The 13,418-nt window shown below is 70.8% G+C and carries 12 protein-coding genes; 9 read left to right on the top strand and 3 right to left on the bottom strand.

The annotated features are described in order from the left end of the window. The first annotated feature begins 105 nt into the window (after positions 1 to 105). Together ACTVZO_RS05995 and ACTVZO_RS05990 are read left to right on the top strand one after the other, a co-directional pair. Entirely contained in the window at positions 106 to 783 is a 678-nt protein-coding gene (locus tag ACTVZO_RS05995) for a GNAT family N-acetyltransferase (RefSeq protein ID WP_443303054.1), read from the top strand. A 224-nt stretch (positions 784 to 1,007) separates the two neighbouring features. After that, a complete protein-coding gene (locus ACTVZO_RS05990) occupies positions 1,008 to 2,096 on the top strand; it encodes an IS110 family transposase (protein ID WP_443297374.1) in 1,089 nt (362 codons plus the stop codon). A 249-nt stretch (positions 2,097 to 2,345) separates the two neighbouring features. Here the strand turns inward: ACTVZO_RS05990 and ACTVZO_RS05985 are convergent, their stop codons facing one another. After that, positions 2,346 to 3,200, bottom strand: a complete 855-nt coding sequence (locus ACTVZO_RS05985; protein WP_443297373.1) for a M15 family metallopeptidase — start codon at positions 3,198 to 3,200, stop codon at positions 2,346 to 2,348. Between the two features lie 1,112 nt (positions 3,201 to 4,312). Between ACTVZO_RS05985 and ACTVZO_RS05980 the strand changes: the two genes are divergently transcribed. After that, a complete protein-coding gene (locus tag ACTVZO_RS05980) occupies positions 4,313 to 5,005 on the top strand; it encodes a class I SAM-dependent methyltransferase (RefSeq protein ID WP_443297372.1) in 693 nt (230 codons plus the stop codon). 78 nt (positions 5,006 to 5,083) lie between these two features. Here ACTVZO_RS05980 and ACTVZO_RS05975 read toward each other — a convergent pair whose 3' ends face one another. Further along, the gene (locus tag ACTVZO_RS05975; RefSeq protein WP_443297371.1) at positions 5,084 to 5,881 is read right to left on the bottom strand and encodes a metallophosphoesterase; all 798 of its coding nucleotides are present in this window, start codon (positions 5,879 to 5,881) and stop codon (positions 5,084 to 5,086) included. Positions 5,882 to 6,064: 183 nt separating this feature from the next. On the opposite strand from ACTVZO_RS05975, the gene ACTVZO_RS05970 reads away from it, so the two are divergent. Further along, positions 6,065 to 7,831 carry an IS1634 family transposase gene (locus ACTVZO_RS05970; protein WP_443297370.1) on the top strand — a complete coding sequence of 589 codons (1,767 nt, stop codon included), beginning with the start codon at positions 6,065 to 6,067 and terminating at the stop codon, positions 7,829 to 7,831. Between the two features lie 460 nt (positions 7,832 to 8,291). Here ACTVZO_RS05970 and ACTVZO_RS05965 read toward each other — a convergent pair whose 3' ends face one another. Beyond that, positions 8,292 to 8,702 carry a hypothetical protein gene (locus tag ACTVZO_RS05965; protein ID WP_443297369.1) on the bottom strand — a complete coding sequence of 137 codons (411 nt, stop codon included), beginning with the start codon at positions 8,700 to 8,702 and terminating at the stop codon, positions 8,292 to 8,294. 358 nt (positions 8,703 to 9,060) lie between these two features. Between ACTVZO_RS05965 and ACTVZO_RS05960 the strand changes: the two genes are divergently transcribed. The 5 genes from ACTVZO_RS05960 (at position 9,061) to ACTVZO_RS05940 (ending at position 13,403) form a co-directional block, all read left to right on the top strand. Next, positions 9,061 to 9,948 carry a lactonase family protein gene (locus ACTVZO_RS05960; RefSeq protein ID WP_443297368.1) on the top strand — a complete coding sequence of 296 codons (888 nt, stop codon included), beginning with the start codon at positions 9,061 to 9,063 and terminating at the stop codon, positions 9,946 to 9,948. A 41-nt stretch (positions 9,949 to 9,989) separates the two neighbouring features. Next, positions 9,990 to 10,571, top strand: a complete 582-nt coding sequence (locus ACTVZO_RS05955) for a TVP38/TMEM64 family protein (protein WP_443297367.1) — start codon at positions 9,990 to 9,992, stop codon at positions 10,569 to 10,571. 193 nt (positions 10,572 to 10,764) lie between these two features. After that, positions 10,765 to 11,163: a hypothetical protein gene (locus ACTVZO_RS05950; protein WP_443297366.1), complete on the top strand. Its 399-nt coding sequence runs from the start codon at positions 10,765 to 10,767 to the stop codon at positions 11,161 to 11,163. A 120-nt stretch (positions 11,164 to 11,283) separates the two neighbouring features. Then, complete coding sequence (locus ACTVZO_RS05945; RefSeq protein ID WP_443297365.1) at positions 11,284 to 11,868, top strand: carbonic anhydrase; 585 nt, start codon at positions 11,284 to 11,286, stop codon at positions 11,866 to 11,868. A gap of 104 nt (positions 11,869 to 11,972) precedes the next feature. Further along, positions 11,973 to 13,403 carry a SulP family inorganic anion transporter gene (locus tag ACTVZO_RS05940; RefSeq protein WP_443297364.1) on the top strand — a complete coding sequence of 477 codons (1,431 nt, stop codon included), beginning with the start codon at positions 11,973 to 11,975 and terminating at the stop codon, positions 13,401 to 13,403. Positions 13,404 to 13,418 lie beyond the last annotated feature (15 nt).

The following is a 13,418-nucleotide window of genomic DNA, read 5'->3' as shown; positions in this document are numbered from 1 at the left end:
GATGACCTGTGCGCCGTCGCGCCTTCCGCTTCCTGCCCGCCCGCCGCCACTCCTCCGATATGGACCCGGCAACCCGATCCCTTCACAGCCGTGCGCGTGCGGTACATGGATCCCGAGCACCTGCCGTTCGTCGTGCGTCAGCACCGGACGTTCTTTCCCGAGGGCTTCTTCGCCAAGCTCGGCGACCGGTTCCTCACCGCCTACACGCGGACCTACCTGACGAGCCCTCACGCCGTCGCGTTCATCGCGACCGTGGACGCCCGCCCGGTCGGGTTCCTCGTGGGCATCACCGACACCGTCCTGCACAGGAGGTTCATCCTGCGCAGGCGCGGCCTCGGGCTCGCCGCCCGTGGCGCGCTGGCTCTGTGTGCCCGACCTGCCCTGGGCTGGTCGTTCGCGCGAACCCGCCTGCCCCGCTACGTCCGCCGACTCAGGCCCGGCGCCGCACCGGTCCCGGCCCACGCTCCGGCACCCGACGCCGAGCGGAGGAGCGCGCCCGCGGGGCCGGTCGCGGTGCTGCAGCACGTGGCGGTCATGCCCGATGCCAGGTCCTTGGGCATCGGCGCCGAGCTGATCGACCGCTTCGTCGCCAACAGCTCTCTGGCGGGCAGCGCGCGGGTCCAGCTCGTCACCGCCGCCGGAGCCGGGGGCGCCGGCCGCTACTACGAGCAGCGCGGCTGGCTGCGCCGCGGCAGCTCACGCACGGCCGACGGCCACGAGTTCCTCACCTACGAGAAGGATGCGCGGCTCGACTTCGTCGCACCCGCCCTCCGGCACCACTGACAGTGAGGATGTTCGTGAGCGTCTCCCGGCAGGGTCTGACCCACCCACTGACTGACCTCGGGTCCTCAACGGGATCTGTCGACTCCGCCCGGGAGACGCTCGTGTGCAGCCACCGGACCGGCCTGCGTGACTTCATAAGAGCCTGGCCAGAGGCCCCATCACTGTCTCGTCCGCCCGCTCGGCCGGTGGCTGCCGCCCTGACCGCTCGAGTGGAGAGGACGGCGATGTCCACCATCGCACAGCAGGACCGCGAGATCACCGGCGGCGTCGACACCCACAAGGACACCCACACCGCGGCGGCCATCGACTCGGCGGGGCGCCCGCTGGGGGCCGAGCAGTTCGAAGCCACCGCGGCCGGCTACCGCAAGCTCCTGGCCTGGCTCCGCTCGTTCGGCACCCTGGTGCTGGTCGGCGTGGAGGGCACCGGCGCCTACGGGGCCGGCCTCGCCCGCTACCTGCACGAGCAGGGCATGAGCGTGGTCGAGATCGACCGCCCGGACCGCAAGGCCCGCCGCTGGCAGGGCAAGTCCGACCCGGTAGATGCCGAGGCGGCGGCCCGCGCGGCCCTGGCCCGACGCCGCACCGGCATACCCAAGCAGCGCGACGGCCAGGTGGAGGCCCTGCGGAGCCTGCGCGTCGCCCGCCGCAGCGCGGTCCGCCAACGAGCCGATGTTCAACGGCAGATGAAGACCCTGGTCATCAGCGCGCCGGAGGAACTACGCGCCGCCCTGCGTGAGCTGGGTGACAAGCAACTGATCACCACGTGCGCGGCCTCCCGGCCCGACGCGGCCCGTGCCGGAGAGCCAGCCGTCGCGGCCAGGCTCGCCTTGCGCACCCTGGCCCGCCGCCACCAGCGACTCACCGAGGAAGTCGGCGAGCTCGACGAGCTCATCCACCCGCTGACCGCGGATATCGCCCCGGCGCTGCTGGCTCTGAACGGCGTGGGCTCCGACGTCGCCGGGCAGCTGCTGGTCACCGTCGGTCAGAACCCCGAACGCCTTCGCTCGGAAGCCGCCTTTGCCATGCTCTGCGGCGCCGCCCCGCTGCCGGCATCCTCCGGGCGCACGCAGCGCCACCGCCTCAACCGGGGCGGCGACCGAGCGGCCAACTCGGCCCTCTACCGCATCGTCCTCTGCCGCCTGCGCTGGGACGAACGCACCAAGAGGTACATGGAACGCCGGACGAAGGAGGGCCTGTCGAAGAAGGAGATCATCCGCTGCCTCAAGCGGTACATCGCCCGCGAGATCTACCAGATCCTGACCGCCCCCACGCCGACGACCATCACCGCAGAACAGCTCACAACCGCCGCTTGACATCCATAAGAGCATCTCCCCGCCCACGGCGCCGTCGCCTTCAGGCGGCCCGGCGCGCGGCCCCTCCGGGCCACGCCCGCTCCCATCACCCACCCGCACCGGCCGCAGGAGCTCCACCGGCCGGACCGGCGGGGGCGGCGCGTGCGGCCGGCGGGCCGATGCCGGGCGTCGCCGAGGGGGGTGGCCGAAGACGCCAGGACCCGGCGCCCCGCAGGAGGCACCGGGTCCCTCGGTCATGTCACGGTCACGTCAGCGCGTGGGCGTTCCTGTCGGCGCGGGCTTCTGGCTCGTGTTCGGCTTCGTCTTGCGGGGCAGGCTCAGGAGGGCGTCCTGGGCCGCGGAACGCTTCGGCGGCACCCCGGTGTAGGGCGCGGAGGGGTACCCGGTGTCGAAGTGCATGTAGTCGGGCACCCGGATGTTCTGCCAGACCCAGCCCTCGTACATGAACGCCTGCCAGGCCGGGCTGCCCTCGGCGATGATCCCCTTGCCCTCGGTCTGGCCGGCGAACTCGGCGCTCGGCGACCAGCACGTGCAACGCAGGTCCTTCCAGGGGTTCTGGACGGGGTTGATGTCGATGGCCCGGCCGTTGGCGTGCGGGGACGCGGCGACAGGGGCGTTGATCTGGGTGTCCTTGCGGCAGTTGTAGGCAGCGGTGTTGTTCGCCTTCATGCTGGCGTTGTTGTCCCCTTGGTACGCCTCGACGCTCTCCATCCGTTCGATCTGGAACTTGGTGTCGAAGAGCCGGGTGAAGATCCGCGAGATGCTGGCCGTGATGTCCTTGTTGACGACCAGGACGCCCCGCTGCAGCTCGCCGTTGAAGTCCCAGTAGTTGACCTCCACCCGGCGCAGGTCTGCCTGCGTCGCGGGGCAGCCCTCGCGCCACGCGCCCGTCTGCACGATCTTCTGCCACTGTTCGGCGGGCAGCGGCTTCGTGACTGGGTTCGCCTGCGGGGGTGGCGGCGTCGGGCTCGGTGTCGCCGACGCGGTCGTGGGTGACGGTCCGGCCGGATCGCCGGAGCCCCCGCAGCCCGTTGCCGCAAGGGCAAGGCCGAGGACGGGGACGAGTACGCGCAGGGCTGCGGCGGGACGAGGGGACGCGTTCACAGAAGTGGCTGATCCTTCGGCGGGGCGGTGAGAGCGAGTGGCGCGCGGAGTCTCAGGCCGGGCGCCTGCCCGGCCGAGTCGCGCCAGGGCAGGGCTCGGCCGCGTGGAGACACGGGCGGTGCCGTTCACGACCATAAGTTACTACAGAATGTAGGAGTCGGGGGATGGGGCAGCCCGGCGCCGCCCCCGGGAGGCCGCCCGGGGGCGGCGCCGGGCGCAACGGCCACTACGGCCGGACCGGCCGCAGTGGCCATCCGCTCGACCATGCCCAGTCCCGCCACCTGCTCGCCGAGGGCCAGGTCCGGGCCTGCGGAATCCGGCACCGGATACATGTGCCCGAACGCGGGCCACCGCCTGTCCGGGCGCGACACGGCGATGTCCGAGGACCTCGCGGGTGAGTTCTTCGTCTCAGTGACCGCGTCCGTCCCCGGCTGCCGGACCGGCTTGCACATGCCCCGGCAGGCACCCGGCGGCCGGCCGATCGGCGCGGCGAACCGTGCACCACGTACGCCGAGGCGCTGGCGCTGGCGCTGGTCGCGACCGGGTGCGGCATCGTCCCCGGTGACGGCCGGCTGCTGCCGTACCAGCGGCCGGACATCCGTATCGGCCGGACGACCGGCCTGCCGCCTGTGCGCCTGGACGGCCCCGCGCTGCTGGACGAGGTCCAGTCCGTGGTCGAGGGGTACTACCGGTGACCGTCCGCAAGGTCCGTGCGACAGGTCCAGCTGTGCAGCGCCTGCTCGGAGGGTCGTCGAGCTCGGCCCTCCGGGCGAACCAGCCCCCAGCCGGCTGGTTCGTGGGGCAGAACGATGAGTGCGACGCGGGGGTTCGGTTCGCCCGCGACCGGATGGTGCAGCGAAGACGCTGTCCCGGACCTGCGCGAGCACAAGTGCCCCCGGCGCAGGGCGATGCCTCCTCGGATGTGCGTCCACAAAGAATGTTTTTCGTCTGCTGCCGGTACAGCAACTGCTGCGTCGCTGACCAGCGGAAATGGCTTTACCTGTGGCTTCTTCGACCAAGTTGGTGGCGTACTCGGTCGTGATCGAGCAAGGCGGTGGATCATGCACCTCGGACGCTTTGTGCAGGGTGAGCAGCGCACAGACACTCCGGGCGTGACGATCGGGACGCCCCGTGTGTACGAGGTGTGCGGCGCTCTCTCCTTCGGCGGTCTCCGGCACCGCTCTTTCGCACGCCTCGCCGCTCTCAGTGGCGCCGAGGCCGGAGACCGCGTCCTGGACGTGGGCTGCGGCACCGGCCACCTGACCCGGCACATGGCCGAGTGGGTCGGACCCGGGGGTGCCGTGACCGGAGTCGATCCGTCGCTGCCCGTTCTCGACTACGCGCGACGCAAGAGCCATCGGCGGCCGCAGTGGTCGACCGCTGCGTACCGGGAGGGGATGGCCGAGGCCCTCGACCTGCCGGATGCCTCTTTCGACACTGTCGTGACCAGCCTGATGCTGCACCATCTGCCGGAGGAGCTGCGGCCGGTTGCGCTCCGGGAGATGGTCCGGGTGCTGCGGCCCGGCGGACCGGTGCTGGTCGCCGACTTCCGACCTCCGAAGAGCGGGCTCGTCCGCCATCTGGTCCACGCGACGGGTGGCCACGCCATGGCCGACTACCGGGCCGACCACGGCCCTGCTCGGCGAGGGCTTCGGCAATCTCTTCATGTCCGCCGCGCTGCCTACCGCATCTCGCTGCCCGCGGTCGCCATCTGGGTCGCGCTCGCCGTCCTGGTCGCCGTTCTCGCCACCGAGGCGGCGGCGACCCGGGCCTCGCGCCTCACGGTGCGCGAGGCGCTGGCGTAGCTGTGAGGTTCCCCGGCGCGGGGAGGAGGTGGGCCGCGGCTGCGGCCCACCTCGGGCGCCCGGGCACGGGCAGACGGATCAGCGCTTGGCGGGCAGGAAGTTCACGTTCTGGAGCGTGAACTGGTTCTTGGCGTCGGTGAGGCTCTTGTTCAGGTACGGCGAATACGTGCGCACGCTGATCGTCTTCGCCGTCGGATCGAACCGGAGGATGCGGAAGTAGCTGTTGGGCTCCAGGACGGACGGGTTCTGGTAGTCGGCCTGGATCTGGTAGACCGTGTTGCCCTTGATGCCCTTCTCCGTGATGAGGCCCTGGTTGACGTAGTGGCCGGAGAAGACCAGGGAGACGTTGGCGTGGCGGCTGACGAGGTTGGTCCAGAGCTTGCGACCGGTCGCGTCCTTGGTCGTACCGCTCTGGTAGGCGTGGGTCACGATGGCGACCTGGCGGTTCGGGTGTTCGGAGATCACTTTGTTGCCCCAGGCGATCTCGGCATCCGTGGGCACGTACTTCAGTGCCAGGACCAGCCAGTCCGTGCCGCCGGCGGAGAACAGGTGGTAGCTGTTGTCGTTCTGCGTGGCCGGGTACGAGCCCCCGAAGGACGGCAGGCTCGAGAACTTGCTGCGCGGGAAGTTGCGGTTGAACGCCTTGGCGTCGCGATGCACGGCCGGGTTCTGGCCGAGCGGCATGGCGTCCATGTCGTGGTTGCCGACGCCGAGGATGTACGGGGTCGAGCCGGTCAGCTGGCCCAGTGCGCTGGTTGCGTTGTTCCACTGGTACTGCTGGTCGGAGTCGTCGACGATGTCGCCCTCGTGGATCGCGTACTTGATGTTGAGGGCGGCCGTATTGTCCTTGATCCACTTCCCCTGGGCGTTGAACACCTGAGGGAAGCTTTCCGCGGAGTACCCTGCGTTCCGCGTAATTCGGGCGGTCTAGAGGGTCTGATGAGGTGAAGTGCCTGGTCAGCAGCCTCGGTGGTGCCGAGCGGGCTAGAAACGCCTAGAGAAACGCTTTGGCCCGACTGCCCATTAACGGCATGACTCAGGCGTGTATGGTCTAGAGCGATGTATGTGAAGACGACGAGTCGGAAGACCAAGAGCGGCACGGTCCGCTACCTGCACCTGGCCCACAACACGTGGGACGCAGCGGCGGGGCGGTCGGTGCCCAAGCTGCTGTACGGCTTCGGCCGTGAGGACCAGCTGGACACCGACGCGGTGCGCCGCCTGGTCGGCTCACTGTCCAGGCTGCTGGATCCGGCTGCCGCACTGGCGGCGACCGCCGAGGCGAACACGGAGCTGGACTTCGTCGAGTCCCGCCCCTTCGGCGGCGCGTATCTCCTGGACCAGCTGTGGCAGCGGCTGGAACTCCCTCGCATCGTGGCCGCGCTGGGCACCCGGGGGCGAGGCCGTCCGCGGAATGTTGAGGCCACCGAGCGCGCCCTGTTCGCGCTGGTCGCGAACAGGGCCCTGGCACCGTCCTCGAAACTGGCCGCTGCCGAGTGGGTCAACCACGACGTGCACATTGACGGCCTGGACCCCGTCGACGACGACGCCTGCTACCGGGCGATGGACTGGCTGCACCAGATACGCGAGAAGCTGGAACAGCAGGTCTTCGATGCGGCTGCCCACTTGCTCAACCTCGAAGTCGACCTGCTGTTCTTCGACACCACCAGCACCTACTTCGAACTCGAGGACGCCGACCTGCCCGTCGCCCGCGACGAAAACGGCCTCCCCCTCCCCGAAACCGGCGACGGCGACGGCGACAGCGACAGCGACGGCGACGGCGACGGCGACGGCGACGGCGACGGCGTGAGCATGGGAGGGTTCCGGACCTGGGGGAAGTCGAAGGACTCCCGCGACGACCTGCCGCAGATCGTGATCGGGATGGCGGTCACACGTGACGGGATCCCGGTGCGGGTGTGGTGCTGGCCGGGCAACACCGGCGATTCCGCGTTGATACGCCAGGTCAAGGACGAGATGCGGGACTGGACCCTGTCCAAGATCGTGTGGGTCGCCGACCGGGGCTTCGCCTCCGCGGCCAACCGCCGCTACCTCCGCTCGGGCGACCACCACTACATCATCGGCGAGAAGCTCCGCTCCAACTCGCCCGAGATCAAGGCCGCCCTCTCCCGGCAGGGCCGATACCAGGACATCTCACACAACATGCGCGTCAAGGAAGTGAAGGTCTCCGAGAACGAACGCTTCGTGATCTGCCACAACCCCGAAGCCGCCACCCGGGACGCAGCGATCCGTACCCAGCTGACCGCCCAGCTCACCGAGCTGATCGAAGACAGCGACGCACTCTCGGACTACAAACGCGGCGAACTGCGCGGGAGAATCGCCGCGAAGCCCGGCCTGAACCGCTATCTGCGGACCACCCCGGCCGGCAAACTCCGCATCGATGCCACCAAGGCCAAGGCCGAGGCCAACCTGGACGGCAAGTACCTCCTGCGCTGCAGCGACCCGAAACTCTCGGCCGAGGACATCGCGCTGGGCTACAAGCAGCTCCTGGAAGTCGAGCGCGGCTGGCGCGACATGAAGCAGATCCTCGACCTCCGCCCGGTCTACCACCGCCTCGAAGAACGCATCCGTGCCCACGTCATCCTGTGCTGGCTCGCCCTGCTGCTGATCCGCATCGCCGAGACCACCACCGAGACGACCTGGCCCACCATCCGCCGCGAACTCGACCGGCTCCACCTGGGCACCTTCACCGGCCCCGCCGGCACCTTCCGCCAGCTCACCGACCCCACCAAGGCGCAACGCGACCTCCTGGCCAAGCTCCGCATCCCCACCCCGAAGAAGATCATCGAGGCCAGCACCACACCCCGCTGACCAGCAGCGATACCCCCGCCTAGAGAAACGCCTCACCGGCATGCTCAGGCACGTTTCCCCAGCTCAGACCCACAATCAAGCCTCTAGCCACGCTGAATTATGCGGAACGCAGGAGTACTGGGTGTCCGGAAAGACGACCAGGGTGAAGTTCTCCGGCGCGGCTATCGGTGCCCGCGTGGGGGCGGCCGTCGCGGGAAGTGAGGCCAGTCCGATGGATAAGGCGGCTGCGGCAACGCCCAGCGCCTGTAGGGTGAAACGCTTCATCGCCATCTCCGTGGGGAGTCGATGGGCGGGACGTTGGAACACCGTGCCAGGGCCGCGCGGCGCCTCACCGGCCGGGTGTGGGGCCGAACGCCGAACGGTGGATGACAAGTTGGAGCCACGCCTCCGTGGACATGCCGGACCGTCCGGGCTGTGGAAACGCAGCCCGGCCGGTCCGGGGGAGCTGTGGCGTGCTTGCTCAGCGGAGATATGAGGCGACCGAGGCTGCCAGGCGCGGTGCCGCCGTGCCGGTGCCGCAGACGCACCGCATCACCGGCCCGAAGGTGGCCGCCGCCGGCAGCCCGGTGAAGTGGAGACCTGGTACGGACGAGGCGAGGCCGTCGTCGAGTCGTGGGCAGCCGCCAGTCCGGGCGAGCCCGATGCGTACGTCCGGGGACAGGAAGCCGAGGGCGTCCAGCCGCATCCGGTATCCAGTGCCCGCGATGACGTGGTCGCTCTCGATCTGCCGCACGGAGCCGTCCGCGGAACGGACCGTGAGCCGGACGCCGCTTCCCCGGACGGTGGCGCCGATGATCCGGCGGTCGCCGAACAGCGGGACCTTGCCGACGACGCGCTGCTTGAGCCACCAGGCTCCGCTCGGGCCCAGCACCCGGCCGGTGAGCTGGAGGCGTACGTCGTCGAGGCGAGCTTGACGCGGAACCCGCCGCCCGGCTCCCGGTCCACGGCACGGACGGGGACGTCCTCGACCTCGGGCACCCACTGGTCACGGAACCACAGGCCGTAGCGCACGAAGAGGCCGCCGGGGACCTGGTGGGTACCGGACAGGGGCCGGAGCCCGACCGTGCGGCAGTAATCGGTCAGGGTGTGGCCCGCTGCGGGGCGGAGAGCGAGGCTGCAACCGGGGTGAGACGTCGCTGCTGTGGCAGGCGCCATTGCTGCGGCCCAAGGCTGCCGGCTGACGGATCGCGTTCCTGGTGCGCACCGAGGGGAGGTCATGGACGTACGGGATGCGGAGCAGGCCACCGATGCGCGCGGGCGGGCCGGTCCACGCCCATGTCAGCTCGTACCGGCTCTCCGGGTCGGGCGGCCCGCAGGGGACCGCGATCACCGTCTGCCGGGTGGATCCGCAGACCGGCGCGCTCACTGCGGTGCAGGAGGTCTACGGGGCGTATCCGTCCTGGATCGCCATCGACCGACGCGGCGGTTCTTCTGCGCGTGCTCGACGCAAGCGGGCGGCGGGCGGCGGGCGGCGGACCGGCGCGGTCACCGCCTACGTGATCGACCCCCGCACCGGCGCGCTGCGCTTCCTGGACCAGGTGTCCCTCGGGGAGGGCGGGCCGGCTCGGCTGGCGGTCTCCCCGGACGGGCGGCATCTGCTGGTCGCCGACTACTACGGTGGCGCGTGTGCGGTGGTGCCGATCGGCCCCGACGGGCGTCCCGGTTCCGTGAGCATCGTACTGAGGGACGCCGGCGGCGGGCCGCATCCGCGCCAGATGGGCGGGCCGCATCCCCACGCCGTGGCCTTCGATCCGCGCGGGCGGTTCATCGGGGCGGCCGACCTCGGCAGCGACAGGGTGCAGATTCTGCGCCTGGACGGCGACCGGCTGCAACAGGTCGGCGAGAAGCCCGTCGCGCCCGGTACGGGCCCGCGCCACGTCTCTTTCTCGCCCGACGGCGCGACGTACTACGTAGTCGGCGAGCTGGAGGGGAACATCAGGGCCTTCGCCTGCGACGCTGAGGCCGGCAGGCTCGGTGAACCCCTGCAGACCGTTACGACCCAGCCGCCCGGCTTCTCCGGCGTCCCCAGCGGCGCAGACGCCGGAGGCACCCGGGGTAGCGTGGACGGATGCGCCTATCGCCGTCCGTTCGGCTGGGTCTGCTCGTCCTGGTCCTGACGGCAGCGGCCGGTTCCCTGTTCTTGTGGAGTCCACAGCGTGTGCTCACGCAGGGGCTCGGCTCCGATGTATCACCCGTGTGGGCCGGGCTCGCCTTCGTGGCCGTCTTCGCCCTCGGCACCCTGGCGTTCTTCCCGAAGCCGGTGCTCAACATCGCTGCGGGGTTGTTGTTCGGTGTTCCCGGTGGGCTGCTGCTGGCCGTGGCGGGGACGACTCTCGGGGCGGTGCTGGCCTTCGGCCTGGGGCGGGGTCTCGGGAAGGAGGCGCTGCGGCCGTTCCTCAAGGGGAAGGTGCTGTCCGCCTTGGACCGTCAGCTCACGGGCCAAGGGTTTCGAAGCGTGTTCCTGCTGAGGATCGTTCCCGGTGTCCCGTTCCCGGCGGTCAATTTCGCCGCTGCCTTCTCAGGGATCGGACTGCGTTCGTTCACCGCTGGGACGGCCCTGGGCGTGGTTCCGGGCACTGCTGCTTACGTGGTCGCTGGGTCCTCTGCTTCGGATCCTTCCTCGCCCGCCTTCCTGGCGTCCGTCGGCGCAATGGTCATCCTGACGCTGATCACGCTCCTCTCGATGTGGCGATCGCGTCGGTCGAGGGCGGTGCCGGACCCGGCCCTCTCCTCCGGCTGAGCGGCGGCCTGCGCGGGAGGCGCGCAGCGCACCGCGACGGGCGGCGGACTCTTGCCCGCCACTGCTCACGACGGTTCCTGCCAATGGACGCGCCGTTCACCCGAAGGGCTCACGGAGGGCCCGCCCAACCGGCGTCGCACGGTGACGTTGGGTAGCTTCGGCGGCACGGTACGAACGGGCGTCGGAGGCCGACATGAGGCAGCGGGCTGGAGGCATGATCACGCTGCTGCTGTTCGTCGTCTTCGCGCACCTGGTCCTGCCGTACCATTCGCCTGGCCTCACCTCGTCGGAGCCGCTGGTCACCGTCGCGGCCGCCGAGGGCCCAGTGGTGTCCGTCGCCGAGCCGGCCCCGCACACCGAGCATCACGAGGGCGGGGCGGGCGACAATGCCGTACGAGGTGCCCGCGCCCATGTGGCGACGGCCGTCGCCCGGGCGGAGATCTGGTCCGGCTCGGTCGTGCGCAGTGGGGCTCTCCTGCCGAGGTGTCCCGCCACGCTCCCCGGACCGCGAGGGCGGTCCGCTGCGCACCACGGCTCCGCGCCGAGTGCTGATCCCGTCACGGAAGCGGATCTGCAGACGTTCCGCTGCTGACAGCCGGGCGCACGGCAGCGGGGCGATCCTTCGCGCGGGCGCGCCCGTCCGCATCCTTACCCTTGCTGCCGCTGTGCCTTGATCGCGTCATGTCAGCACGCACAGACGAGGCAGATCAGCATGCAGTCATTCATCGACCGCGCCCGGGCGTTTCCCACGGAACTGGCCGAGCGGCACGTCGACTTCACACATCTCGCCCGCGGCCAGCGTCCGCAGGCCCTGTTCATCTCCTGCTCCGACTCGCGGCTCGTGCCCCCGCTCATCACGGGCGCCCGTCCGGGCGAGGTCTTCGAGCTGCGTACCGCGGGCAACATCGTCCCGCGCCATCAGCCCGGCGCCAGCTGCGCCGTCGGAGCCACCCTCGAGTACGCACTCACCGCCCTGCAGGTGCCCGACGTCGTCGTGTGCGGGCACAGCCACTGCGGCGCCGTCCAGGCACTGCTCAGCGACCGCGCGGTCGCCGGGATGCCGCTGGTCGACCGATGGCTGCAGCAGGCCGCCTATCGCCGACGCCCTGTGTCGGCGCGCCAGGATCTGGCCGCCCAGGCCCACCTGCGGACGCAGCTCGACCATCTGCGGTCGTACCCCTGTGTGGCGGAACGGCTCAGGGACGGGCGGCTGCGCCTGCACGGCTGGTTCTACGAGATCACCACCGGCCGGGTCCTCACCCACGATGCCGGCAGCGGCGCGTTCGGGCCGCTGTGAGCGGCGCCCGTAGGAGGACCGGGCCCCAATCCGTCCCCGAATCCCCTTCGCCCGGTCCGTCGTCGGCCGCGCCGCGGGCCCGGCACCGGCGCGGGGGAGGCGCCATGAGGGCGGATGTCGCCGCGTCCCTCGTCGTCTTCCTCGTCGCCCTGCCCCTGTGCGCGGGAGTCGCGGTGGCCTCGGGTGTTCCGGCCGAGATGGGGCTGATCACGGGGATCGTCGGAGGGCTGCTGACCGGATTGCTGCCTGGCAGCAGCCTCCAGGTCAGCGGTCCCGCCGCGGGACTGACCGTCCTGGTCTACGAGGTCGTGGAGGCGTACGGGCTTCGGGGCCTGGCCGTTCTCGTCCTCACGGCCGGCTTCCTCCAAATGGTGCTGGGGCTGGCGCGTTGCGGGCGATTCTTCCGCGCGATCTCCCTGTCGGTGGTCGAGGGAATGTTGGCCGGCATCGGACTGCTCGTGATCGCGGGCCAGCTCTACACCATGGCGGGAGTCCCGCAGCCCGCCAGCGGCCTGGCCAAACTGGCTTCCCTGCCGTCCCTGTTGACCGCCCCGCCGTCGGCGTCCCTCGGGCTCGGGGTGGCGACGATCACGGTTCTGGTGCTCTGGCAGCGGGCTCCCGCCCGCCTGCGCGTCGTGCCCGGCGCTCTGGTGGCGGTGACGGCGGTCACCGCCGTGGCCGCCGTCATCCCGATCCGCGCGGCCCGGCTCGACGTGGCGGGCCTCGCCGGAGCCATCACCACGCCGGCTCCCGGCGACCTCGCGGTGCTCGCCGCTCCCGGCGCGATCGGCGCCCTGGTGGCGCTGACCCTCATCGCGTCGGCGGAGAGCCTGTTCAGCGCCGCGGCGGTGGACCGGATGCACGACGGCCCACGCACCGACTACGACAAGGAACTCCTGGCCCAGGGCGCGGGCAACACCGTGTGCGGACTGCTCGGCGCCCTGCCCATGACCGCGGTCATCGTGCGCAGTGCCGCCAACGTCCAGGCCGGGGCCCGTACCAAGACCTCGCGCGTCCTGCACGGCGTATGGCTCCTGCTCTTCGCCGCGCTGCTGCCGTGGGTGCTGTCGGTCATCCCCGTCGCGGCCCTGGCGGGAGTGCTCGTCCACGCCGGCTTCAAGCTGCTGCCGCTGCGCGGTCTTGCCCGCCTCTGGCGAACTCACCGCACCGAAGCCCTCATTCTGGTGACGACCGCCGTCTCGATCGTGACGGTCGGCATGTTCGAAGGCGTGCTCGTCGGTCTGGCCCTGTCCGTGGTCAAGGCGGCCTGGGACACCTCCGTGGTCCAGGTTCGCCTCTTGGCCGACGGCCCCGGGCCGATCCGTGTGACGCTGAGCGGGAACGCCACCTTCCTGCGGCTGCCGAAGATCCTCGACACGCTGGAGGGCCTCCCGCCGCACCATCGCGTCGAACTCGACCTGTCCGGGCTTCGCCACCTGGACCACGCCTGCGGCGCGGCCCTCGCGCAGTGGGCGGAGCGCCACAACCGAACCGGCGACGTCAAGATCGCGTACGGCTCCCTCACCCCGCCCTGAGGCCCGGGCGCGGAG

This window comes from Streptomyces sp. IBSNAI002 (genome assembly GCF_052244475.1).
In the GTDB taxonomy this organism is placed as follows: domain Bacteria; phylum Actinomycetota; class Actinomycetes; order Streptomycetales; family Streptomycetaceae; genus Streptomyces.
The sequence above is the reverse complement of the archived record's forward strand: the minus strand, read 5'-3'. Positions and strand labels throughout refer to the sequence as shown.

Excerpts from the sequence above, each read along its gene's own strand:
- ACTVZO_RS05970 (WP_443297370.1), top strand. The coding sequence starts at position 6,065 with ATGTATGTGAAGACGACGAGTCGGAAGACCAAGAGCGGCACGGTCCGC.
- ACTVZO_RS05940 (WP_443297364.1), top strand. The coding sequence starts at position 11,973 with ATGAGGGCGGATGTCGCCGCGTCCCTCGTCGTCTTCCTCGTCGCCCTG.
- ACTVZO_RS05995 (WP_443303054.1), top strand. The coding sequence starts at position 106 with ATGGATCCCGAGCACCTGCCGTTCGTCGTGCGTCAGCACCGGACGTTC.
- ACTVZO_RS05945 (WP_443297365.1), top strand. The coding sequence starts at position 11,284 with ATGCAGTCATTCATCGACCGCGCCCGGGCGTTTCCCACGGAACTGGCC.
- ACTVZO_RS05960 (WP_443297368.1), top strand. The coding sequence starts at position 9,061 with ATGCGGAGCAGGCCACCGATGCGCGCGGGCGGGCCGGTCCACGCCCAT.
- ACTVZO_RS05990 (WP_443297374.1), top strand. The coding sequence starts at position 1,008 with ATGTCCACCATCGCACAGCAGGACCGCGAGATCACCGGCGGCGTCGAC.
- ACTVZO_RS05950 (WP_443297366.1), top strand. The coding sequence starts at position 10,765 with ATGAGGCAGCGGGCTGGAGGCATGATCACGCTGCTGCTGTTCGTCGTC.